This window comes from Streptomyces sp. NPDC040545 (genome assembly GCF_055595065.1).
Genome location: NZ_JBVIWA010000028.1, coordinates 47,489 through 70,545, shown reverse-complemented (window position 1 = coordinate 70,545; position 23,057 = coordinate 47,489). Strand labels below are relative to the sequence as shown.

Annotated in this window: 16 protein-coding genes and 1 pseudogene; 7 read left to right on the top strand and 10 right to left on the bottom strand. The window is 72.3% G+C overall.

From position 1 onward, the window contains the following. Window positions 1–414: 414 nt before the first annotated feature. A complete protein-coding gene (locus ACZ573_RS34820; RefSeq protein WP_471312320.1) occupies window positions 415–840 on the bottom strand; it encodes an Rv3235 family protein in 426 nt (141 codons plus the stop codon). Window positions 841–1,166: 326 nt separating this feature from the next. Here ACZ573_RS34820 and ACZ573_RS34815 point away from each other — a divergent pair, with 326 nt between their 5' ends. The 3 genes from ACZ573_RS34815 to ACZ573_RS34805 all read left to right on the top strand — a co-directional run bounded on the left by ACZ573_RS34815 (window position 1,167) and on the right by ACZ573_RS34805 (window position 7,697). Then, the gene (locus tag ACZ573_RS34815; RefSeq protein WP_471312295.1) at window positions 1,167–1,667 is read left to right on the top strand and encodes a DUF6912 family protein; all 501 of its coding nucleotides are present in this window, start codon (window positions 1,167–1,169) and stop codon (window positions 1,665–1,667) included. Further along, window positions 1,664–2,365, top strand: coding sequence for an HAD family hydrolase (locus ACZ573_RS34810; RefSeq protein ID WP_471312293.1), 702 nt, complete (start codon window positions 1,664–1,666; stop codon window positions 2,363–2,365). Before ACZ573_RS34815 ends, ACZ573_RS34810 begins: the two co-directional genes overlap by 4 nt. A gap of 367 nt (window positions 2,366–2,732) precedes the next feature. Then, complete coding sequence (locus ACZ573_RS34805; protein ID WP_471312291.1) at window positions 2,733–7,697, top strand: NAD-glutamate dehydrogenase; 4,965 nt, start codon at window positions 2,733–2,735, stop codon at window positions 7,695–7,697. 104 nt (window positions 7,698–7,801) lie between these two features. Here ACZ573_RS34805 and ACZ573_RS34800 read toward each other — a convergent pair whose 3' ends face one another. Continuing rightward, window positions 7,802–8,590 (bottom strand): ABC transporter ATP-binding protein, encoded by a 789-nt coding sequence (locus tag ACZ573_RS34800; protein ID WP_471312289.1) that lies wholly within the window; start codon window positions 8,588–8,590, stop codon window positions 7,802–7,804. Next, window positions 8,583–9,494, bottom strand: a complete 912-nt coding sequence (locus ACZ573_RS34795; RefSeq protein WP_471312287.1) for an ABC transporter permease — start codon at window positions 9,492–9,494, stop codon at window positions 8,583–8,585. The genes ACZ573_RS34800 and ACZ573_RS34795 overlap by 8 nt, the downstream gene beginning before the upstream one ends. Before the next feature lie 136 nt (window positions 9,495–9,630). Between ACZ573_RS34795 and ACZ573_RS34790 the strand changes: the two genes are divergently transcribed. Continuing rightward, complete coding sequence (locus ACZ573_RS34790) at window positions 9,631–10,308, top strand: TetR/AcrR family transcriptional regulator (RefSeq protein WP_471312286.1); 678 nt, start codon at window positions 9,631–9,633, stop codon at window positions 10,306–10,308. Between the two features lie 394 nt (window positions 10,309–10,702). Here the strand turns inward: ACZ573_RS34790 and ACZ573_RS34785 are convergent, their stop codons facing one another. Next, window positions 10,703–11,533 (bottom strand): class I SAM-dependent methyltransferase, encoded by an 831-nt coding sequence (locus ACZ573_RS34785; RefSeq protein ID WP_471312284.1) that lies wholly within the window; start codon window positions 11,531–11,533, stop codon window positions 10,703–10,705. A gap of 73 nt (window positions 11,534–11,606) precedes the next feature. On the opposite strand from ACZ573_RS34785, the gene ACZ573_RS34780 reads away from it, so the two are divergent. Together ACZ573_RS34780 and ACZ573_RS34775 are read left to right on the top strand one after the other, a co-directional pair. Further along, the gene (locus ACZ573_RS34780) at window positions 11,607–12,194 is read left to right on the top strand and encodes a TetR family transcriptional regulator (protein ID WP_471312282.1); all 588 of its coding nucleotides are present in this window, start codon (window positions 11,607–11,609) and stop codon (window positions 12,192–12,194) included. Window positions 12,195–12,493: 299 nt separating this feature from the next. Beyond that, window positions 12,494–12,925, top strand: coding sequence for a VOC family protein (locus ACZ573_RS34775; RefSeq protein ID WP_471312280.1), 432 nt, complete (start codon window positions 12,494–12,496; stop codon window positions 12,923–12,925). On the opposite strand, the pseudogene ACZ573_RS34770 reads toward ACZ573_RS34775, so the two are convergent. Further along, window positions 12,882–13,214 (bottom strand): annotated as a pseudogene (locus ACZ573_RS34770) (hypothetical protein); the annotation flags it as partial. The gene ACZ573_RS34775 and the pseudogene ACZ573_RS34770 sit on opposite strands and share 44 nt — an antisense overlap. Here ACZ573_RS34770 and ACZ573_RS34765 point away from each other — a divergent pair. Continuing rightward, on the top strand, window positions 13,197–13,592 hold the full coding sequence (locus ACZ573_RS34765) for an RICIN domain-containing protein (RefSeq protein ID WP_471312318.1): 396 nt from the start codon (window positions 13,197–13,199) through the stop codon (window positions 13,590–13,592). The pseudogene ACZ573_RS34770 and the gene ACZ573_RS34765 overlap by 18 nt on opposite strands. A gap of 221 nt (window positions 13,593–13,813) precedes the next feature. Here the strand turns inward: ACZ573_RS34765 and ACZ573_RS34760 are convergent, their stop codons facing one another. The 5 genes from ACZ573_RS34760 to ACZ573_RS34740 form a co-directional block, all read right to left on the bottom strand. Next, window positions 13,814–16,075, bottom strand: a complete 2,262-nt coding sequence (locus ACZ573_RS34760) for a bifunctional glycosyltransferase/CDP-glycerol:glycerophosphate glycerophosphotransferase (RefSeq protein WP_471312278.1) — start codon at window positions 16,073–16,075, stop codon at window positions 13,814–13,816. Between the two features lie 131 nt (window positions 16,076–16,206). After that, window positions 16,207–17,247, bottom strand: a complete 1,041-nt coding sequence (locus tag ACZ573_RS34755) for a carbohydrate ABC transporter permease (protein WP_471312276.1) — start codon at window positions 17,245–17,247, stop codon at window positions 16,207–16,209. Further along, window positions 17,244–18,587 carry a carbohydrate ABC transporter permease gene (locus ACZ573_RS34750; protein WP_471312273.1) on the bottom strand — a complete coding sequence of 448 codons (1,344 nt, stop codon included), beginning with the start codon at window positions 18,585–18,587 and terminating at the stop codon, window positions 17,244–17,246. Before ACZ573_RS34750 ends, ACZ573_RS34755 begins: the two co-directional genes overlap by 4 nt. A 4-nt stretch (window positions 18,588–18,591) precedes the next feature. Continuing rightward, on the bottom strand, window positions 18,592–19,950 hold the full coding sequence (locus ACZ573_RS34745; protein ID WP_471312271.1) for an ABC transporter substrate-binding protein: 1,359 nt from the start codon (window positions 19,948–19,950) through the stop codon (window positions 18,592–18,594). A 95-nt stretch (window positions 19,951–20,045) separates the two neighbouring features. Next, window positions 20,046–22,943, bottom strand: a complete 2,898-nt coding sequence (locus tag ACZ573_RS34740) for an FHA domain-containing protein (protein WP_471312269.1) — start codon at window positions 22,941–22,943, stop codon at window positions 20,046–20,048. Window positions 22,944–23,057: the final 114 nt, after the last annotated feature.

Here is a 23,057-nt window from a genome sequence, read left to right as displayed (position 1 = left end):
AGGGAGGGGAGAAGGGAGAGGGGGGGAGAGGGGGGGGGCAAAGGAAAAGGGACCCTTCCGGGGGGGTGGGGGGGGGGCGCGTGGGGGGGGGGGAACCTTGGGGGTTCCCCCCCCCCGGCCGCGTTGTGTGCGGCGCCGCTGCTGGGGCTCCGCCCCAGACCCCGCGCCTCAAACGCCGGCGAGGCTGAAAGAGCGCCTCACGCGCCGGCGGGGCTGAAAGAGCGCCTCACGCGCCGGCGGGGCTGAAAGATCGCCTCAAACGCCGGCGAGGCTGGAAAGGTGCGGCGGGGCTGGAAAGGGTGTCGCGGGGCCGGAAAGGGTACGGCGGGGCTGGAAAGGGTGCGGCGGGGCTGGGAGGGGCCGGAGAGGGCCGGAGAGGGCTGGGGAGGGCCGGCGAGGGCCGGCGGGGCTGCATTACGGGCGGGGGCCCTGGATCTCCACTGCTGCGCAGCGCCAGCGGAGGTCCGGGCCCTGTTCGAGGCGGAAGGCCATGGCGGTGAGGCGGTCGCCCGTGGCGATGCGGGCGAAGGCCTCGATGACTCCCGGGCCCGGGGTGAAGCGGCCACACTGGCGGACGACCGGGCGGAGACGGTCGCCGAGGGGATCCGTCGGGGCCAGGGTGATCAGCTGCTGGTAGGCGGGGCCGATGGTGTGGCCGAGGAGCGAGTGGACCGGGCGCAGGCCGCTGACCACCGCGAGGAGGTGTTCGGCGAACCAGTGGTGCGGGCCGAGCCGCAGGGTGCGCGGGGGACCGGCCGGGCGCCGCGGGTCGCGGCGGCCCGCCGGCCGGGTGCGGGTCCGGCCCGCGGGCCGCCGGCGGCTGCCGTCGTTGCCGGTCATCGTGCCGCGCATCGTGGTGTCCATGGCGAGCTGCCCCCGAACAGGCCGGGCCCGGAGCGGTACCGGGCGGTAACTTGATGGGGATCTTCTACGGCTGCCGAACACGCTCCGCAACCACGCCCGCGGCCCGCGCCGCCACCGGCCCGCTTCACCTATCCGGGTGGGCGGCGGCCGGTCCCCCGCCCCGGGCGGGGCCCGTGCGCGGACCCGGGTGGACGGGCGCGGGCCCCGGTCCGGCGCCCCGAAGGGGGACGGAGTCCATCACCCGCCCGGCCCCGTCCGAGTCGTATCCTGAGGGCGTTTCCGACTACCGAAAGCAGCCGGCCATGCGCGTGTACGTCCCCCTGACCCTCCCCGGGCTCGCCGAGGTGCACCAGGCGGGTGAGCTGGGCCCCGCCCCGCTGCTGGCGTACGCCGTCACCCCCGAACTCCGCGAGTGGTACGTGTCGGACGACATCGAGGAGCTGGAGTACGCGGCCCTGAACCGGGCCGCGCTCGCCTCCCTGCGGCTGGTCGCCGCGGACGCCGGCGCTCCGCGCCGGCGCGTCGTGGTCGCCCTCGACGTCGACGACAAGGCCGCCACCGCCGCCCCCGGGGCCGACGAGGCCGCGCTCGGCCGGGTGACCCTGGCCGCCGCCGTACGGCTCGCCGTGGCCGCCGCCGTGCACGCGGACGCCGACGACGCCGACGAGGACGTGGCAGCCGCCGCAGGGGCCCTTGAGGCCGCCGACGGCGGGGACACGGACGCGCAGCGCACCGTCGACGCCGCAGAGGACCACGAGCTGCTGTGGTTCGGCGTGCAGGAGATTCCGGGGCTGCTGAAGTGACCGACACGACCGCCGTGACCGCCGCCACCGCCACCACCCGCACGAACCACATCGTCTGGGACTGGAACGGCACGCTCCTGCACGACATCGACGCCGTCATAGCCGCGACCAACGCCTCCTTCGCCGAGCTCGGCTTCGAGCCGATCACCCTGGAGACCTACCGCGACCTGTACGTCGTACCGGTGCCGAAGTTCTACGAGCGGCTCATGGGACGGCTGCCCACCGAGGAGGAGTGGCTGGTCATGGACGACACCTTCCACCGCCACTACTGGGCCGCCGCCGAGGACGCCGGACTGGCCGAGGGCGCCCGGGAGCTGCTCCGGGACTGGCAGCTGGACGGCCTCACCCAGTCCTTGCTGTCCCTCGCGCCCCACGACAAGCTCGTCCCCCTGGTCCGGGCCCACGGCATCGACCAGCACTTCCTGCGCGTCGACGGCCGGATCGGCCCCTCGCACACCTCCAAGGCGGGACACCTCGTACGCCACCTGGCCGCCCTGGACGGGACGGGCGTGACGGCGGACCGTACGGTCCTCATCGGAGACGCCGTGGACGACGCCCTCGCCGCCGCCCACGTGGGTGCCCGGGCGGTTCTCTACACGGGCGGCTCGCACAGCCGCAGCAGTCTGGAATCGGCCGGAGTGCCGGTCGTGGACAGCCTGGCCGAGGCCGTTCTGACAGCTCGCGAGCTGGCCGGATAGGCACTGCACAGGCCGCTGCACGGACGGGCGGTCACGTCGCTGGCCAGAGTGTCAAAGTTCCACCCCAAGATTTGTACAGATGCAGCGAATGACGTCCTGGGGGTAGGTCGGGATAGCCTTGTACCCGTGATCAGCGCGATAGTCATCGGGGGCACTGGAGCCTCCGGCCTGCGCCCGGCGCACGACCGTGCCCGGGCCTTCGCTGATCCCCGCCCCCGGGACCTTCGGCCGATCATGGCTCATTCCCTCCCGGTCGGCTCTCTCGACGGCATAGCGTCGATCCCGGACGGACACCCCGCCTCGCGGCGCTATGTCATTCCTTCCTTCACCTACGTCACGCAATGGCGCGCGACAGGAGCCAGAGGACATGCAGACCAAGCTGGACGAAGCAAAGGCCGAGCTGCTCGCACGGGCGGCCCGGGTAGCTGAGCACAGCCCGGCCGGGGGGCTACTTCCGACTGGGTCCGAGCGGGGAGAGCGTCCAGACCAGGACACCGTTCTCTCCTACCTCCAGCGCTACTACCTGCACACGGCGCCCGAGGACCTCGTGGACCGGGACCCGGTCGATGTGTTCGGAGCCGCGCTCTCGCACTACCGGCTCGCCGAGAACCGGCCGCAGGGCACCGCGAACGTGCGCGTGCACACGCCCACGGTGGAGGAGAATGGCTGGACCTCCAGCCACTCCGTCGTCGAGGTCGTCACCGACGACATGCCCTTCCTCGTGGACTCCGTGACGAACGAGCTGTCCCGCCAGGGCCGCGGCATCCACGTCGTGATCCACCCGCAGGTCGTGGTCCGCCGCGACGTCACCGGCAAGCTGATCGAGATCCTCGGTCCCGACTGCGATGCCCACGGTCCCCGCACGGCGCGCCCCCACGACTCCCTCGTCGAGTCCTGGATCCACGTCGAGATCGACCGCGAGACCGACCGCGCCGACCTCAAGCAGATCAACGCCGACCTGCTGCGCGTCCTGTCCGACGTACGGGAGTCCGTCGAGGACTGGGAGAAGATGCGCGACGCCGCGCTGCGCATCGCCGAGGGTCTCCCCGAGGAGCACACCGCCCCCGACCTGCGCGAGTACGAGCTCGAAGAGGCCCGTGAGCTGCTGCGCTGGCTCGCCGACGACCACTTCACCTTCCTCGGCTACCGCGAGTACAACCTCGTCGACGGCGACTCCCTGGCCGCCGTGCCCGGCACCGGCCTCGGCATCCTGCGCTCCGACCCGCACCACAGCGGCAAGGACGACGGCCACCCGGTCTCGCCGTCCTTCAACCGGCTGCCCGCCGACGCCCGCGCCAAGGCCCGCGAGCACCGCCTGCTGGTGCTGACCAAGGCCAACAGCCGCTCCACCGTGCACCGCCCCTCGTACCTCGACTACGTGGGCGTCAAGAAGTTCGACGCCGACGGCAACGTCGTCGGCGAGCGCCGCTTCCTCGGCCTGTTCTCCTCCGCCGCGTACACCGAGTCCGTGCGCCGCGTCCCGGTGATCCGCCGCAAGGTCGTCGAGGTCCTCGACGCCGCCGGCTTCGCGCCGAGCAGCCACGACGGCCGCGACCTGCTGCAGATCCTGGAGACGTACCCGCGCGACGAGCTGTTCCAGACCCCGGTCGACCAGCTCCAGGCCATCGTCACCTCCGTCCTGTACCTCCAGGAACGCCGCCGGCTGCGGCTGTACCTGCGCCAGGACGAGTACGGCCGCTACTACTCGGCGCTCGTCTACCTGCCCCGCGACCGGTTCACCACCGGGGTGCGGCTGCGCCTGATGGACATCCTCCGCGAGGAGCTCGGCGGCATCAGCGTCGACTTCACCGCGTGGAACACCGAGTCGATCCTCTCCCGCATCCACTTCGTCGTCCGCGTCCCGCAGGGCACCGAGCTGCCCGCGCTGACCGACTCCGACGTAGAGCGCATCGAGGGCCGTCTCGTCGAGGCCGCCCGCTCCTGGGCCGACGGCTTCCAGGAAGCGCTGATCGCCGAGTGCGGCGAGGAGCGCGCCGCCGAGCTGCTGCGCCGCTACGGCACCTCCTTCGCCGAGGGCTACAAGGCCGACCACTCGCCGCGCGCGGCCGTCGCCGACCTGGTCCACCTGGAGCGGCTCGCCGCCAGCGACCGCCAGTTCGCGCTCTCGCTCTACGAGCCCGTCGGCGCGGGCCCCGGCGAGCGCCGGTTCAAGATCTTCCGTACCGGCGACCAGGTCTCGCTCTCCGCGGTCCTGCCGGTGCTGCAGCGCCTGGGCGTCGAGGTCACCGACGAGCGCCCGTACGAGCTGCGCCGCTCCGACCGGGTCAGCGCCTGGATCTACGACTTCGGTCTGCGGATGCCCGTCTCCGGCAACGGGGACAACCACCTCGGCGACGACGCCCGCGAGCGCTTCCAGGACGCCTTCGCCGCGGTCTGGCAGGGCGACGCGGAGAACGACAACTTCAACGCCCTGGTGCTGAGCGCCGGGATCACCTGGCGGCAGGCCGTCGTCCTGCGCGCGTACGCCAAGTACCTGCGCCAGGCCGGCTCCACCTTCAGCCAGGACTACATGGAGGACACTCTCCGCAACAACGTCCACACCACCCGACTGCTGGTCTCGCTCTTCGAGGCCCGGATGGCGCCCGTGCGCCAGACCGCCGGCAGCGAGCTCGTGGACGCCATGCTGGAGGAGCTCGACGGGGCCCTGGACCAGGTCGCCTCGCTCGACGAGGACCGCATCCTGCGGGCCTTCCTCACCCTCATCAAGGCCACGCTGCGCACGAACTTCTTCCAGCTCAACGGCGTGGGCGAGCAGCACTCGTACGTGTCGATGAAGTTCGACCCGCAGGCCATCCCGGACCTGCCGGCCCCGCGTCCGGCCTTCGAGATCTGGGTCTACTCCCCGCGCGTCGAGGGCGTCCACCTGCGCTTCGGCAAGGTCGCCCGAGGCGGTCTGCGCTGGTCCGACCGCCGCGAGGACTTCCGTACGGAGATCCTCGGCCTGGTCAAGGCGCAGATGGTCAAGAACACCGTGATCGTGCCGGTCGGCGCCAAGGGCGGCTTCGTCGCGAAGAACCTCCCCGACCCGTCGGTGGACCGTGACGCCTGGCTCGCCGAGGGCATCGCCTCGTACAAGATCTTCATCTCGGCGCTGCTCGACATCACCGACAACATGGTCGCCGGTGAGGTCGTGCCCCCGAAGGGCGTGGTCCGCCACGACGAGGACGACACCTACCTTGTCGTCGCAGCCGACAAGGGCACCGCGACCTTCTCCGACATCGCCAACGGAGTGGCCGAGTCCTACGGCTTCTGGCTCGGCGACGCCTTCGCGTCGGGCGGCTCGGCCGGCTACGACCACAAGGGCATGGGCATCACCGCACGCGGCGCGTGGGAGTCCGTCAAGCGGCACTTCCGCGAGCTGGGCCACGACACCCAGACCGAGGACTTCACCGTCGTCGGCGTCGGTGACATGTCCGGTGACGTGTTCGGCAACGGCATGCTGCTCTCCGAGCACATCCGCCTGGTCGCCGCCTTCGACCACCGGCACATCTTCATCGACCCGCACCCGGACGCGGCCACCTCCTACGCGGAGCGCCGGCGCCTGTTCGAGCTGCCGCGCTCCTCGTGGGCCGACTACGACACCTCGCTGATCTCGGCGGGCGGTGGTATCCACCCGCGTTCCGCGAAGGCCGTCCCGATCACCGCGCAGGTCCGTGAGGCCCTCGGCATCGAGGCGGGCGTCACCAAGATGACCCCCGCCGACCTGATGAAGGCGATCCTGCAGTCCCCCGTGGACCTGCTGTGGAACGGCGGCATCGGTACGTACGTCAAGGCCACCGCCGAGACGCACGCGGACGTCGGCGACAAGGCCAACGACGCCATCCGCGTCAACGGCTCCGACGTGCGGGCCAAGGTCATCGGCGAGGGCGGCAACCTGGGTCTGACCCAGCTCGGCCGGATCGAGTTCGCCCGCACCGGTGCGGGCGGCGAGGGCGGCAAGGTCAACACCGACGCCATCGACAACAGCGCGGGCGTGGACACCTCCGACCACGAGGTGAACATCAAGATCCTGCTCAACGCGGTCGTCACGGACGGCGACATGACCGTCAAGCAGCGCAACAAGCTGCTCGCCCAGATGACCGACGAGGTCGGCCGTCTGGTGCTGCGCAACAACTACGCGCAGAACGTCGCGCTCGCCAACGGCGCGGCCCAGGCCCCGAGCCTGCTCCACGCCCAGCAGCGCTACATGCGGCGGCTGGAGCGCGACGGGCTCCTCGACCGGGCGCTGGAGTTCCTGCCCACCGACCGGCAGATCCGCGAGCTGCTGAGCAGCGGCAAGGGTCTGACCCAGCCCGAGCTGGCCGTGCTCTTCGCCTACACCAAGATCACGGTGGCGGACGAGCTCATCGCCACCGAGCTGCCGGACGACCCGTACCTGCGCCGTCTGCTCTTCGCGTACTTCCCGGCCGCCCTGGCCGAGCGGCTCACCGAGCAGATCGACACGCACGCGCTGCGCCGGGAGATCATCACCACCATCCTGGTCAACGACACCGTCAACACCGGTGGTTCGACCTTCCTGCACCGTCTGCGCGAGGAGAGCGGGGCCTCCACGGAGGAGATCGTCCGCGCGCAGCTCGCGGCCCGCGAGATCTTCGGCCTGGCCGATGTGTGGGACGCGGTGGAGGCGCTCGACAACAAGGTCGCCGCCGACGTCCAGACCCGGGTGCGGCTGCACTCGCGGCGCCTGGTCGAGCGCGGTACCCGCTGGCTGCTGAACAACCGGCCGCAGCCGCTCCAGATCACCGAGACCATCGCCTCCTTCGAGGAGCGCGTGGGCCAGGTCTGGGCCGAGCTGCCGAAGCTGGTGCGCGGCGCCGACCTGGAGTGGTACCAGTCGATCCTGGACGAGCTGACGGGCGAGGGCGTCCCGGAGGAACTGGCCGCCAAGGTGGCCGGCTTCTCCTCCGCCTTCCCGGCGCTGGACATCGTCGCGATCGCGGACCGCACGGGTGCGGACCCGCTGGAGGTCGCCGAGGTGTACTACGACCTCGCCGACCGTCTGGCCATCACCCAGCTGATGGACCGGATCATCGAGCTGCCGCGGTCCGACCGCTGGCAGTCGATGGCCCGCGCCTCCATCCGCGAGGACCTCTTCGCGGCGCACGCGGCGCTGACCGCGGACGTGCTGTCGGTGGGCAACGGCACGTCGACTCCCGAGGAGCGCTTCAAGGCGTGGGAGGAGAAGAACGCGGCCATCATCGGGCGGGCGCGGACGACTCTGGACGAGATCCAGGGGTCGGACGACTTCGACCTGGCGAACCTGTCGGTGGCGATGCGGACGATGCGGTCGCTGTTGCGCGCGCACAGCTGATCGCGGGGTCGTACGGAACGGGCCGGGCCCGGGACCTTGTGGTCCCGGGCCCGGCCCGTTGGGGGCCCGCTGCCCCCGGGCCCCCGGGCGGAGCCCGGGAAAGGTCAGCGGCCCGCCGTGAAGGCCTCGTAGGCGTCGCAGACTTCTGCCGAGGGGCCGTCCATGCGGAGCACTCCGGCCTCCAGCCAGATCGCGCGGTCGCAGGTCTCGCGGACCGTGTTGATGCCGTGGCTGACGAGGAAGACGGTGCCGGCGTGCTTGCGGAGTTCCTCGATGCGGGCCTGGCTCCGCCGCTGGAAGGCGGCGTCACCGGTGGCCAGGGCCTCGTCGATCATCAGCACGTCGTGGTCCTTGGCGGCGGCGATGGAGAACCGCAGCCGGGCGCCCATGCCGGAGGAGTACGTCCGCATGGGCAGGGAGATGAAGTCGCCCTTCTCGTTGATGCCGGAGAAGTCGACGATCCCCTGGTAGCGCTCGCGGATCTGCTGCTTGGACATGCCCATCGCGAGGCCGCCGAGGACGACGTTGCGCTCGCCCGTCAGGTCGTTCATCAGGGCGGCGTTCACGCCGAGCAGGGACGGCTGGCCGTGCGAGTAGATCCGGCCGCGGGCCACCGGCTGGAGTCCGGCGATGGCGGCCAGCAAGGTGGACTTGCCGGAACCGTTGGAGCCGATGAGGCCGATGGCCTCGCCCTTGTACGCGGTGAAGGTGACGCCCTTGACGGCGTGCACCTCCTTGATGCCGGGAGCCGGCTTGCGGGAGAAGACCCGGCTGAGCGCGGCGGTGGCTCCGCCCTTGCGGGCGCCGGTGCCGTGGACCTTGTAGATGACGTGGACCCCGTCGGCGATGACGGTCGGTACCCGGGTGTCGGTCTTCGGGGCGGTGTCAGCCACGTCCGTACTCCTCTTCTGCTTTCCAGAACCAGATGAAGCCGCCGACGCCGGCCAGCAGGGCCCAGCCGATGGCCAGGGGCCACGCGTGGGGCGGGAGCGAGTGCGCCTGGAAGCTGTCGATCAGCGCGAAGCGCATCAGGTCGATGTAGACGGCGGCGGGATTGAGCTTCAGCAGTGTCAGCATCCAGTGGTGCGGCAGCTGGTCCGACGTGAGCATCTGGTCGATGGACCACATGACGCCCGAGGAGTACATCCAGGTGCGCAGGACGAAGGGCATCAGCTGGCTGACGTCCGGGTTCTTGCTGCCGATGCGCGCCATGACCATCGCGCAGCCGGCGGCGAAGACGGCCATCAGCGTCAGGGCCGGGACGGCCAGGAACCAGGACCAGGCGGGCCGCTGGCCGAAGGCCAGCAGCAGGATGACCAGGGCGCCCATGGTGACGAGCAGCTGCTGGAAGAGCTGGACGACGGTGGAGATGGGCAGGCTGGCGCGCGGGAAGTGCAGCGCGCGGACCAGGCCGCGGTTGCTGTGGACGGAGCGCGTGCCGGCGTTGATGGAGCTGCCGATGAAGTCCCAGACGAAGATGCCGGTGATCAGGAAGGGCACGTAGTCCGGCACGCCGTGGCTGGCCTTCATCACGATGCCGAAGATGAAGTAGTAGACGGCCGCGTTGAGGAGCGGGGTCACCAGGTGCCAGAGCTGGCCGAGCTTGGCGGTGCTGTACGTGGCCTGCATGCGGGCGGTCGCGTACGCGGTCACGAAGTGGCGGCGGTCCCAGAGTTCCGCGATGTAGCGGGGGAGCGTGGGGCGGGCGCCGCTGAGGGTGAGGCCGTGGGCGGCGGCGAGTCGCGCGAGTTCCGCGGAGGGCGCGGGCTCGGTCGTGGGGGCGGTCGCGGTGGTCACAGGGTTCGCTTTCGACGGGGTCAGTACGTCACTGCCAAGGTCGGGACGGGTCCGTATCGTCGCTACGGCGAGGTTAGGTCGTGCTGCGTCGGAACGCAACCGTATCGTCGTGACGGGGCGCGGCTATGCTCTCTGCATGACCCCGGACCCCGCCGCCCCCGTTTCCGCCCCCGCCGCCGCCCGCAGAGCCCCCGCCGGGGCCGCCGTCCTGCGCGCGGACGTGACCGAGGCGATCCGCGACGCGGTGGTGGAGGAACTGGCCGCGGTCGGCTTCTCGAAGATGTCGATCGAGGGCATCGCCCGGCGGGCGGGGGTCGGCAAGACCGCGGTCTACCGGCGGTGGAAGTCGAAGCTGCACCTGGTGCTGGACCTGGTGGGGGCCTTCGCGGTGGACGGCCTGCCGGTGCCCGCGACCGGCTCCCTGTACGGGGACGTACGGGCCCTGCTGGAGGTCATGTCACACGTGCTGCGGCACCCGGTGGCCTCCGCGGTGATCCCCGACCTGCTCGTGGAGGCGGCGCGGAACCCGGAGATCGCGGACGCGGTACGCGGCGCGCTGCTCGACGGGCAGCGCCGCATGGCGGAGGGGATCGTCTCGGACGCGGTCGCCCGCGGGGAACTCCCGGCGGGCATCGACCCGGCCCACGCCCTCGACCTGCTGATCGGCCCGCTCTACTGGCGCCAGGTGGTCGTCCGGGACGCGGTGACCGGCAACCACCTCGATGTGCTGGCCCACCAGGTGGTGGCGGGCCTGAAGGCGAGCTCCGGCCCCGGTGACGCGGGAGCCGGAGCCCAAGGGCTGTCCCGTAACTGATCTCTGGCACGAGAGTGGTCGGCCGAGATCGGATCCTGGGTCCCACCCTTCGGGGGAGGCGCCGACCTCGGTTCACCCCTGTGACCGCACGACACAGCAGCGGATGGCAGGTGTCCTGTCCCAGATAAGTGTGGGCGGGGTGAGGTTCTGACCTGCGGTGTCTACGGTTGAGTGGGACAGGTCGGCCGTCGATGTCCCGCTTATCCGCAGGCAGCCGCCTTTAGGGTGCTCATCGCGGAAGTCCCCTGGTCGACGCGGAGGTGCCGGGCCCGCCGAGGCCCGGCGGCAAGAAGTCGGGGAACCTTCCCCGCTTGCACGTCCTACCCGCCTCCCTGGGGACGTCGCCGAGTTCGCCAGTCTGCTCGCGCCCGGCGACGCCCCACGTTTGCGGCGGTCAGGCCGTATGGGAGCGGGTAGAGGTGATCACGACGGATGTGTAGGGCATGGTGGCGTGGCCGCCGAGCTTGTCGATCGCGGACCCGGCGCTGTCCAGGACGTCCGCCATTTTGTCTGCGGGGAGTTGGGTGAGGCCGCCGAAGGTGGGGAGCTGGTCGAGCCACTCCTCTCGGGAGTAGGTGCGTTCCCAGGTGAAGCGCCACTGTTCCGGCTCGCTGAACCTGCCGGTCTGCCGGATGCCGTCGGCGATTTTCGCGAACAGTGGCTGGTAGGCGTCCAGGGCCGAGCCTCTCAGCAGGCCGGGGTTGAACGGGGAATCGGGGGCGACGCGTTGGAGTGTTTCGGCGAGGGCATCGATCACCTGGGCCGGGAGCTGGGGGACGTGGTGGAAGGGGGCGAGTCGGCCGCCGGGCCGGAGCACCTGAGCCGCTTTGGCCGCGCCGGCGACGGGGTCCACCCAGTGCCAGGCGGTGCCGGCGATGACCGCGTCGAACTGCCGCCCGGCCGGCTGCCAGTCCTCGAACCTGGCGACCTCGACCTCGACACGGCTGTGTCGCGCGAAGGCGGCCATCCGCTCGTCGGGCTCGACACCGAGCACCATGCAGCCGGCCGCCTGGAATTGCCGGGCCTCGATGCCGGTCCCGGCTCCGACGTCGAGGATGCGCCGACCGGGGCTTGCCGCGACGATCCTGTCCACCAGGGCGTCAGGATATGGCGGTCGGGCGCGGTCGTAGCGTTCGGCGTCCGCTCCGAACGACTCGGCCGTCTGCCGGTGGCGGTGGGGATCGGGGCCGGACTTGTCCGGCTGTCCCTGCGATAAAGTGGGCATGCGCCCACACTAATGGGCGGTTGCCCACTTGTTAAGGCGGGGCGGCGCAGAAAGGGAGACAATGCCGTCAGGGGTGCACATCCACAACGTGCGCGGCCAGTTGTTCGAAGCCGCCGAGCGCGTCCTGCTTCGGGACGGTCCCGACGCGTTGACCAGCCGGGCCGTCACGGAGGAGGCGAACTGCGCCAAGGGTGTGCTGCACCGGCACTTCAGCGACTTCGACGCTTTCCTGGCAGAACTGGTCCTCGAGCGCGTCCGCGGCATCGAGGACCGGACCACGACTTTGCGCGCGGCCGCCGGCACCGGGAGCGTGGTGGACAACCTTGCCGACGCGCTGCAGGACCTGTTCGGGCCGGTCACGGTAGCGATCGTCGCGCTCATCACCTTCCGTGACGGCCTCCGCGCCCGGCTGCGCGAGGCCGGTCTGACCGGCATCCCGCTGGCCGTGCACGGCGCCGCCATGATCGCCGCATACCTCACTGCCGAGCGGGAGTTGGGGCGTCTGGCCGGTAACGCCGACATCGACACGCTCGCCCCCACCCTCGTCGGGGCCGGGCACCTGCTGTTCGCCGATCGGACAAGCGCCCCACCACAGAGCGCCGCCGTCCGCAGGATGGTGACCACCGTCATCGCCGGCGCCTTGCGACCACCCCAGTCGTGACCCGAGCGCCCAGGTCGCGTGTCGCCCAGGCCACCCCTGCCCCTGGATCTGGCAGGCCTCCGTATCTGCCCCAGGCCAAGCACTTGGACGTGGCCGAGGTCCGGACCGGCCACAGGTGTCCCAAGGCCCCCTGCTCCCGGATGCCGACCGCATTGACGTGCTCCAGGTCGACGTCCTCCGCCGATACCTCGCGCACAACCATCCGGGCCGCAGGGACAGGACAGCAGGGGCCGTCCTCCCGGCAACGTGTGGATCCACCCGCCCGGGGGGATGAGCGGGGCCCCTGTTATCGTGCGCCGATGTCAACGATCAAGCAGTTCCAAGTGACCTTCGACTGCGCGGAACCTGCGCGCCTCGCCGCCTTCTGGTGCGAGGTGCTGGGGTACGTCGTACCGACAGTCCCGGACGGCTTTGCCACGTGGGAGGAATACCACCACTCGCTGCCGCCTGAGGACGAGGTCTACTTCGCGTGCGCTGATCCCTCGGGTGTGGGCCCGCGTCTGCTCTTCCAGCGAGTTCCCGAAGGCAAGGTCGTCAAGAACCGGGTTCATCTTGATGTGCGGGTCGGCACAGGGCTCGTGGGTGACGAGCGTCTGGCCACACTCGAGGCCGAATGCGCACGGCTGATGGCGCTCGGCGCGAAACACGTGCTGACGCAGCGCGCCGATGGCGTCAACGAGTCGTGCATCACGATGCAGGACATCGAGGGCAACGAGTTCTGCCTCGCCTGATTCCCCTCCGAGACTGCGAGGGGGAGCCGTCTCCCGGGGACCTCTCAGGTCTCGTATGCGGCAGAAGCTGTCCCGTGAGAGCGAGGTTGTGCAGTCGGGCGATGCCGAGCATGGCGTGTCGGACGCCGTAGCCGCCGTCGGCCATCGTGAGGGTCCTGCCCACGGCGGCCTTCGCGCCGGACTCCTCCCATGCCCGGCAGTCGTTGCGATTGCCGGGCAAAGGCTCACCGACCACGACGACCAGGCGGGTATCCGCGTCAATGACGACCTGGTGGTTGGTGGAGTACCGGTCCTTGAGCCCGACCGTAACGCGGAGAGCCAGCAGTTCCGCTTCCGGCCCAGAGGCAGCCAGTTCCAGATTGAGGTGCGCAGCACGGGACTATGCCTGGAAGGCAGCGACCACTGGAAAGCCGGAGCGGAAAGGGTTCACACGGCTGAGTGCGACGCGGAGACCAGCTATCAGTTCTGGAAGATCGAACCCCACCCGGAAGGATTCGGCTTCAGGATCAGGCGCTCCGCGGGCGCGCTCCGATGCCTGGACGCACATAACCCGAGTCTTACCGCGCCCCCACGGGGAACCTATTTGCAGGAATGGACCTGCCATGGCAGGGAGAATCAGTCTTGGTCGTTCCTTGATGCGTCCCCCGTGCCATTCGACGTCCGCTGAGCTCTTTCAGCCTAGCCGCTGATCGGGTGACAGCAGCAGGGGCAGGGTGGTCTGTTCGGCGGTAAGTGTGTACCGATGCGATTCTCCGGCAGAGTGTGGGCAGTGAACGGAATCGCAGGTGAGGGGGCCTGGGGTGCTACGCAGGCGCAGTGTTGAGGAGCGGGTGGCCGAGCGCAAGCGGATGGAGCAGGAGGGCGCTTTCTGCGGCTACGTTGATGCGCCTAAGGCCGGACGGGAGCCAGGACCGGCGCCGGCGGGGGAGCCGCGGGAGTGGGACGGCGGTCCTCCAGGGGGATGACCGCCGGGATCGGGGCCGTCTGCCCGAGGAAGACCCGGCGCACCACGCGCTCCGCCGCGTGGCCGTCGTCGTGCGAGCAGAAGCGCGCGCGGAACGCCGCCCGCAGCTGCGCGGAGCGCGAGCCCTGCCAGTGGCCCGTGCCGAAGATGTCCACCAGCTCGTCCTCGGTCCGGGCGATCGCGCCCGGCGGGCACGACCGCAGGTCGAAGTACGTGCCCCGGGCCGCCTCGTACGCCTCCCAGTCGTCCGCGTGGATCACGATCGGCCGGTCCAGCGCCGCGTAGTCGAACATCAGGGACGAGTAGTCCGTCACCAGCGCGTCCGAGGCCAGGCAGAGCTCCTCCACCGAGGGGTAGGAGGAGACGTCGATCAGGCGCGGGTGCGTGTCCGGGGAGGGCGGGACGTCCGCGTACGTGAGGTGGGTGCGGGCCAGGATCGTGAAGCGCGGGCCCAGGTCCCGCAGCACCCGCTCGAAGTCCAGGTGCTCCGGCCGGCTGCGCCGGTAGTCGCGGTGCGTGGGCGCGTACAGGACGGCCGTCGAGCCCGCCGGGATGCCCAGGCGTTCGCGCAGCTCCAGCACCTCGGCCGGGCCCGCCCGGTGGAAGACGTCGTTGCGCGGGTAGCCGTACTCCAGCGTCGTGTACGAGGACGGGACGGCCTTCTCCCACACCAGGGTGGAGTGCCGGTTCGAGGAGAGCAGGTAGTCCCACTGGTCGGCGCCGCGCAGCAGGCCCGCGAAGTCCGTCGTCGGGCTGGCCGCGGGGCGGTCCTGGAGGTCGAGGCCCACGCGCTTGAGCGGGGTGCCGTGCTGGGTCTGGACGAGGACCTGGCCCGGGCGCTTGACCAGGGTGCGGTCGAAGTTGACGTTCGTGACCAGGTAGGTGGCCCGGGCCAGGGCGGTCCAGTACGCCGCCGAGCCCGGGCGCAGCGCCGTCGTCTCGCGGGGCAGGGTCGAGGCGTGTTCCGGGGCGCAGATCCATGCCGTGCGCATCTGCGGCGCGAGCTCCCGCAGTTTGGCCTCGATCGCCGCCGGGTTGCAGGCGTAGCCGCCGTGCCAGTACGCGGAGAAGACCGCGAGCTCCGGGCGCAGGGGCAGGAGGCGCTGGGTCCGGTAGTGCAGGCGCAGGGCCGTTTCGCGCAGGCCCCGCCACAGGGCCGAGGCCGCGCGGCCCAGCGCCAGTCCGGCCGAGCGCAGCGCCGACAGCAGCCGGTAGGCGCGCCGGGTGCCCAGCCGCATCAGGGTGTGCCGGACCCGGTCGGTCCGCGAGAGGGACAGCGGCAGGGACAGCGGCAGGGGGCTGCTGCCGCCGGGGACGCGATAGCGGCGCAGCAGGGCGCAGGCCCGGGCGAAGAACTCGGCCCGGGCGGCGCGCGGGAGGCGGCGCGGGTCGGCGTACAGGGCGCAGAAGTGCTCGGCCATCCGGCGGTGCAGGGTGGGGCGCCAGCGCTCCAGCTCGGGGCGGCCGGCGAGGTAGCCGAAGACCCGGTCGTACTGGTCGAAGATGTCGAGGTGGCGGCGGCTGGTGGTGGTCAGGATCGAGCCGGTGCGCCGCTGCCGGTAGTGGACGCAGACCCGGTCCAGGACGGCGACGGACTCCGCGGCCAGCAGGGCCGGGTAGGTCCAGGGGGTGTCCTCGTAGAAGCCGGGCGGGAACGCGAGGCCCTCGCGCTCCACGTACTCGCGGCGGTAAGCCTTGTTCCAGACCACCAGCAGCATGCCGAGGAGGGCCGGGCGGTCGGCCAGGCGGAAGCTGGCCGGGCCCTCCTCGGACAGCCGGTGGGAGAGGCTGTTGCGTACGCGTTCGCCCGACCAGAAAGCGCGCGCGTAGTCGTAGACCAGGACATCGGGGGAGCCGGTGGCCTTCAGCCGGTCGGTGATGGCCTGCAGGGCGCCGGGGGCGAGGGTGTCGTCGCCGTCGAGGAAGATCAGGTAGTCGCCGCTCGCCCGCGCCAGGCCCGCGTTGCGGGCCGGCCCCAGGCCCAGGTTGTGCGCCAGGTGGACGGCCGTCACCCGGGGGTCACGTGCCGCGTACTCGTCGATGATCGACCCGCAGGCGTCCGGAGAGGCGTCGTCGACCGCGATCAGCTCAAGATCCGGGTACGACTGCGTCAGGACCGAGTCCAGACTCTCCTGGAGGTAGGCCTGGACCTTGTACGCGGGCACGATGACGCTGAACCGGGGCACGGCACATCCAGGGGTCGGCACGGGCATATGGCCCAGGAACCCCCGGCGTGGCGATCGGGTTACGCGGTGTGTGGCATTCGGGTTACGCAGCGTCAATGGAGCACGTCACGTCACGTGCGGCGGCGGGCACGTCACTTGATCGCCCCGGCCATCACCCCCGAGACGAACTGCCGCTGGAAGGCGAAGAAGACGACGAGCGGGACCGCCATCGACAGGAACGCGCCGGGCGCGAGCACGTCGATGTTGTTCCCGAACTGCCGTACCTGCTGCTGGAGCGCGACCGTGACCGGCGGCCGGGCCGAGTCCGCGAACACCAGCGCCACCAGCATGTCGTTCCACACCCACAGGAACTCGAAGATGCCGAGCGAGGCGATCGCCGGTGCGCCGAGCGGCAGCACCACCCGTGCGAACAGCCGCAGTTCACCCGCCCCGTCGAGACGGGCCGCCTCCAGCAGCTCGCGCGGGATCTCCGCGAAGAAGTTGCGCAGCAGGAACACGGCGAAGGGCAGTCCGAAGGCGGTGTGGAAGAGGACCACGCCCGCCGTGGTCTCGAACAGCCCGATGGAGCCGAAGAGTTCGGAGACCGGGATCAGGGCCACCTGCACGGGGACCACGAGCAGTCCGACGACGAGGAGGAACAGCCAGTCCCGGCCGGGGAAATCGAGCCAGGCGAAGGCGTATCCGGCGAAGGCGCCCAGGCCCACGACCAGCAGGGTGGCCGGCACGGCGATCGCGAACGTGTTGAGGAGGGAGCCGGTGATGGTGTCGTTCGCCAGCAGCCGCTCGTAGTTGTCGGCCGTCAGCCGCGAGGGCGCCGTGAGCACCTGCCACCAGCCGCCGCTGTTGAGGTCGGTGGGGGAGACGAGTGAGGAGAGCAGCAGCCCGAGCGTGGGCAGCAGCCAGAAGAGCGCCGCCACGACCAGGAAGACGCGCAGGGCGCCTGAGGCGAGCTTGGCGGAGGCGCGCTCGGCGTACGAAGGCCTGGCGGGGGCGGGGGCGGGGGCGGGGGCGGGGGCGGAGTGGGCGGGCCTGGCGTGCGAAGGCCTGGCGTACCCGGGTTCGGCGGCCGCCGGGTCCGCCGTCGCCGGCCCGGCCGCCGTGGGCCTCCCCGTGCGCGGATCGGCTCCCGCACTGCCCGCCGCCGGGTCCGGCGTCGCGTCGGTACCGCTCATCGGGACCCCTCCTTGCGCAGCCGACGGATGTTCACGAGCATCACCGGGATCACCAGTACCAGCAGCAGCACGGCGATGGCGCTGCCCAGCCCCGGATCGGCGTCCGTGCCGAAGGAGGTCCGGTACAGCTGGAGCGCGAGCACGTTCGCGTCGTCCTGGACCGCACCCGGCGCGATCACGAAGACCAGGTCGAAGATCTTCATGACGTTGATGACGAGGGTGACGAGCACGACCGCCAGGACCGGCGCCAGCAGCGGGACGGTGATCCGCCGGAACACCTGCCACTCGTTCGCCCCGTCCACGCGCGCCGCCTCCAGCAGCTCACGCGGGACGGCGGCCAGCCCGGCCCCGATCAGCACCATCGCGAAACCGGCCCACATCCATACGTACGCCCCGATGACCGCCGGGGTGACGAGCGCCGGGCCGAGCCACTCCACCCCCGCGTACGCCGCCCGGAAATTGGCCGCGGGCAGCCGCAGCAGGGCCCCGTCGGCCTTCGCGGACAGGGTGAAGGTGCCGTCGGCGGCGGCCGTCGCCCTGTCCACCACCCGGCCGTCCTTCACCGCCTCGATCCGCATCCCGGCGAAGCCCTGCTCGGTCGGGTCCACCACGTTCGCCGACCCACCCCCGCCCCGGGTGAAGTCCTGCCAGACCGTGCCGGTGACCTTCCCCGGCACGGCGTCGGCCCTGCCCGCGGTCCGGGTCCCGTCCGGCAGCGCCTCCGGGGCCACGCCGACCAGCGGGAGCAGCACCGGGGTACCCGCGCGGACGGGGGCGCGGGTGATGAAGGCGCCCCCGCCGGCGTCCGCGAGCGGTGAATCCCGGCCCGGGCGGGCCTTGGGGAAGGCCGAGGACTCCGCGAAGGTGTCGTGGACCCCGACCCAGACCGCGTTGGCGACCCCGCGGTCGGGATCGTGGTCGTAGACGAGCCGGAAGATGATGCCCGCGGCCAGCATCGAGATCGCCATGGGCATGAAGACCAGCAGCTTGAACGCCGTTCCCCAGCGCACCCGTTCGGTGAGCACCGCGAAGATCAGGCCGAGGGCGGTGGCCGTGGCCGGAGCGAACACCACCCACAGCGCGGTGTTCTTCAGGGCGGTGCGGATCGTGTCGTCGCTCAGGATCTCCCGGTAGTTGTCGCCGCCGACGAAGGTGTCGCCGGACCGGTCGAAGAAGCTGCGGTAGAGGGAGTAGCCGATCGGGTGCACGACGAGCGCACCGAGCAGCACGAGCGCCGGGAGGAGGAACGCCGCCGCGATCAGCCGGCGGCGCCGGGCCTCCGCGGAGACGACGCCCTTGGCGCCACGGGCAGCGGAAGCGGCAGGGGCAGGGGCCCGCACGGGATCAGTTCCCGTAGGCCTTGGCCGCGTCCGCCTCCAGTTTCGCCTGGGTGCCCGCCACGTCCGACGGGTTCGCCAGGAAGTCCTGGAGCGCCTTCCACTCACCCGCGCCCGGGGTCCCGCCGAAGGGCGCCGGGGCCTGGTCCGACATGTCGAAGCGGAAGTCGTCACCCGCGGCGATCAGCGCCTTGGCGATGTCCCGCTGGATGGCGTTCGGATACGCGCCCGGGTCCACCGCCTTGTTCGGGGAGACGAATCCGCCCTGACGGGCGTGGATCTCCGCCGCGTCCGCCGAGGCCAGGAAGGTCAGCAGCGCCTGTGCCCCCTTCGACGGCTTCAGGGCGACCGCCACGTCGCCGCCGGAGACCACCGGAGCCTTCCCGCCGACCGCCGGGAAGGGGAAGACGAGGGCGTCCTCGCCCACCTTCGCCTCCGTCTGCGCGATGTTCACCGCCACGAAGTCGCCCTCGAAGACCATCGCGGCCGCCGGCCGGTCGCCGCCGGTGAAGGTCTGCGTCACCGACTTCGGGAACTCGGTGGCCAGTGCCCCGCTCACCCCGCCCGCCAGGAAGTCCTTGCGGCCGAACAGTTCGCCGAGCGTGGTCAGCGCCTGCTTGACGCTGTCGTCCGTCCACTTGATCTGATGTTTGGCCAGCTGGTCGTACTTCTCCGGCCCGGCCTGGGAGAGGTAGACGTTCTCGAACCAGTCGGTGAGGGTCCAGCCGTCCGCACCCGCCACCGAGACCGCCGGGGTGCCGGAGGCGGACAGCGTGTCGGCCGCGGTGATCAGTTCCTTCCAGGTCTTCGGGGGCTTGACCCCCGCCGCCTCGAAAGCCTTCGCGTTGTACCAGATCAGCGACTTGTTGGCGGCCTTGTAGTACACGCCGTACTGGGTGTCCCCGACGGCGCCGAGCGTCCGCCAGCCCTTCGAATAGTTCGCGTCGAGCTGGGCGGCGGCCTCCGGGCCCAGCGGCTGCGCCCACTTGTTCTCCACCGCCGCCTTCAGCGCCCCGACCTGCGGGAGCAGCGCCACGTCCGGCGGCGCACCGCCCGCGATCTTCGTGCCGAGGAAGGTGACGATCGGGTCCTGGGCCGGGACGAACGTGACGGAGGCACCCGTCCGCTTCTCGAACTCCTTCAGGACCTTGGTGAAGTTCTCCTGCTCCGGGCCCGTCCAGACCGCCGCGACCTCCAGCTTCTCGCCGGGCAGTTTCGGTAACTGCACCCGCGGTGCGGCCGTGCTGCCCTCGGGACCTTGCGGTTCCTCCGTTCCGCCGTCCCCGCACCCGGAGAGCGCGAGGGCGGCCGCCGCGGCGAGCGCCGTCCAGGTGAGTGTCGTACGGCTCGTTCCGTGCCTTCGCATGGCTCTGCCCCCGATGCCCGTGATGTGTCCTGGACCACAAGGTCTACGCCGAGCCGTGCGCCCCCGCAATAGCGCCTCGCGGGGGCAGGACACCCCTAGGGCGCGGGCGGGAACGGCACGGGTATCGCCGAGACCAGGTGCGAGGCCCGGTCCAGGGCGCTGGCCAGCAGCGCGAGGTCGGTGGGCCCGTTGCCCAGCTCACGGACCGGGCGGCGGGCCGGCGGATCGCCCATCCGCTCCCACTCCACCGGGACCACGGTCGGCCGCTGGGTCGCCGTCCGGGGGATCCGGCCGGTGACCCGGCCCGCCTGGAAGGGGACCGTCCGGCCGTCACCGAAGCGGAGCAGTCCGCGGCCCGGGCCCGGCTGGTCGGGTGCGTCGAGCTCCACGCGCAGGGTCGTCAGCCGGGCCAGCCCGGTCTCCGCCGTACGGTCCGGGCGGGCGCTGGTGGCCACCAGGTGCACGCCGAGCCGGGCGCCCTCGCGGGCCACCGCCTCCAGCGCCCGGACCACCGAGCCCGCGGCGGGGCGGCCCGCGGCGCCCAGCCCCGGCGCGACCAGCGCGTCGAGATCGTCGACGAGCACCACCAGACGGGGCAGCGGGCTGGGCCCGGCCGGATCCGTACGGGTGGTCGCGGCCCGCAGCCGCAGCGTGCCGGTGCGCTGCGGGTCCAGGTCACCGCGCTGCTCGCCCGGGGCGGGCCGGCGCGGCGCGACCATGCGGTCGGACACCTCGCGCTGCGCGTGCCACTCGGCGAACGACAGCTCCTCCAGCAGCTCGGAGCGGCGCTTGAGCTCCGCGCCCAGGGCCTGCGCGAACTCCCGCATGCGCAGCGGATCGGAGGCGACCAGGTGGGCGCAGACGTGCGGGAGTTCGGTGCAGGGCAGCAGCCCGTCGCCGCGCTCGCCGCCGGCCCCGTCGAGGAGGAGCAGCCCGAGCCGGTCGGGCCGGGCGGCCGCGGACAGCGACGCGGCCACCGAGCGCAGCAGCTCGGTCCGCCCGCTCCCGGCGGGCCCCTCGATGAGCAGGTGCGGGCCGTCGTGGACGAGCTCGGTGCCCACGGGCCCGCGGCGTCCGCTGCCCAGCACGATCTCGGCGAGGCCGCCCATGCCCTGCCCCTGGTCGGTGGCGGCGGCCCAACGGGCCATCAGGGAGGCCGGGGTGGCCCGGGCCAGCCCCAGCTCGTCCAGCAGCCGCGCGGTGGCGGGCAGGGCGGCCGCGGTCGGCCGGCAGGGCTCGGCGGAGCCGCCCTCGGCGGTGCGCAGCGGGGCCAGGGCCCGGGCGAAGCGCTCGGCCCAGGCGGCGGAGACGGCGTCGGCGGTGGCGGTGCCCCCGGACGGGACCGGCCTGCCACCGCTGATCGTGAAGGTGCGTACGGCCGTGGCCACATCGCCGCTGAGCAGGGCGACCGCCCCGCAGTCCCGGAAGGCGGGGGAGCTCGCGCAGGCGGCTTCGTACGTCTCGGCGACCGGCGAGGCGGGGGTGGCGGCCGGGGCCTCGGCGAGCACCAGCACGTGGATCCCGGCGGCCGGGCCGTGCGAGGCGAGCCGGCCGGTGACGTCGCGCAGCGGGCCCGCCCCGGGATCGCCGTCGAGGACGACGAGCGTGTACGGGCCCTCGTGGACGGCGGCGGCCCGCCGGACCTGCCCGGCGTCGGCGGCGGCCCAGTGCGTGCCGAGCGGACCCTCGTCGAGGCGCCGGGTCAGCTCACCGGTGCGGGCGACGGCCTGGTCGCGGTCGTACGCGAGCAGGAGCCGGCAGTCCTGGCCGTGGGCGGGGCGTACGTGGGGCAGCCAGCCGAGCCAGCCCCAGTCGCGCCGCCGGTCGGCGAGGCCGCGCGCCCGGTCGGCGGAGATGAGCACGATCTCCAGCTGCCCCGGCGCGTGCAGTGCCGCGAGCTGCGCGACCACCCAGCGGGCGGCCCCGGCCAGCCGGCTCCGCGGGCCGGCGAGCCCGAGGGCGCCGACGGCGGGCAGGGACACTCGGCTCCCGGCGCCGAGCCCCACGTCCAGCACGGCGGGGTGGCCGGTCGTACGGGACCACAGGCGCTCGGTGGGGCCCATCGCGGCCAGCAGCACCGCGGCGGGATCGTCGGGGTCGGGTGGGGCGGCCACCGGTTCCTGCGGGGCTTCGGCGGGCTCCTCGCCGCGCACCCACTTGCGGGCCCAGGCGCCGAGGCCCTTCCGCCGCCCGGGGGCGGTGCCGGGGCTCGGCGGAGCGCCCTCCGGCCCGGCTTCGAGGGAAGTGCCGGGGGCGCCGGGGACCTCGGGTGCGTCCGGCGCCGGCCCGGAGGCGGCCGGATCCGCCCCGGGGAGCGGGCCGGGGAGCGGCCCGGGGGCGACGGGCCGGGCGGCGACCGAGAGGTGGCCCTGGAGGTCCGGGGTCACCGGCAGCGCGGGAGCGCCCGCGGGGGCCAGCCGCAGGGTGGACTCGCCGACCCGCAGCAGTGCCCCCGGGGGCAGCGCGACGGGCTGGGCCCCCACCGGGGCGCCGTCCAGGGTCGTGCCGTTCGTCGAGTGCAGATCGGCCACCGCGACCCGCCCGTCGGGGATGACCGTCACCGCGCAGTGCATCCGGGACACGTCGGGGTCGTCGAGGGGGACGTCGGCGTCGGCGGAGCGGCCCACCCGGATCTGCCCGCTGTGCAGCAGGTGCACCCCGCCGGCGTCGGGTCCGGCGACGACGTGCAGCTGGGCCGCGCCGAGGCCGTCCTCCGGCAGAACGTCCGGCACGGGCCCGTGCAGCGCCAGTACCGCGCCGTCCACGAGCGGCGGCTCGCCGAGCACCCGCCGCTGGAGGTCCAGGCGCTCGGAGCCGGCGTAGAGCACGACCGTGCCCCCGGTGTCGGGGCCGCCGACGGTCGCCGCGAGCCCGGAGGCGACCGCGGCCAGCACGGTGCCGGCGGGTGCGGTGACGAGCACGTCACAGCTCGCGGGGGCGGTCGCGGTCTGGTGGCCGCTGCGCGACCCAAGGACGGTCAGCCGGATCTGCATCGCCGTCAGCGGTCCCTTCTGCGCGGTGCGCGGTGTGTGCGCCCGGCAGGGGAATCCCGTGACATGACCGTCCGGTCGCCCCCCACCCGGCACGGACGCGTCGTCCGGTCAGGT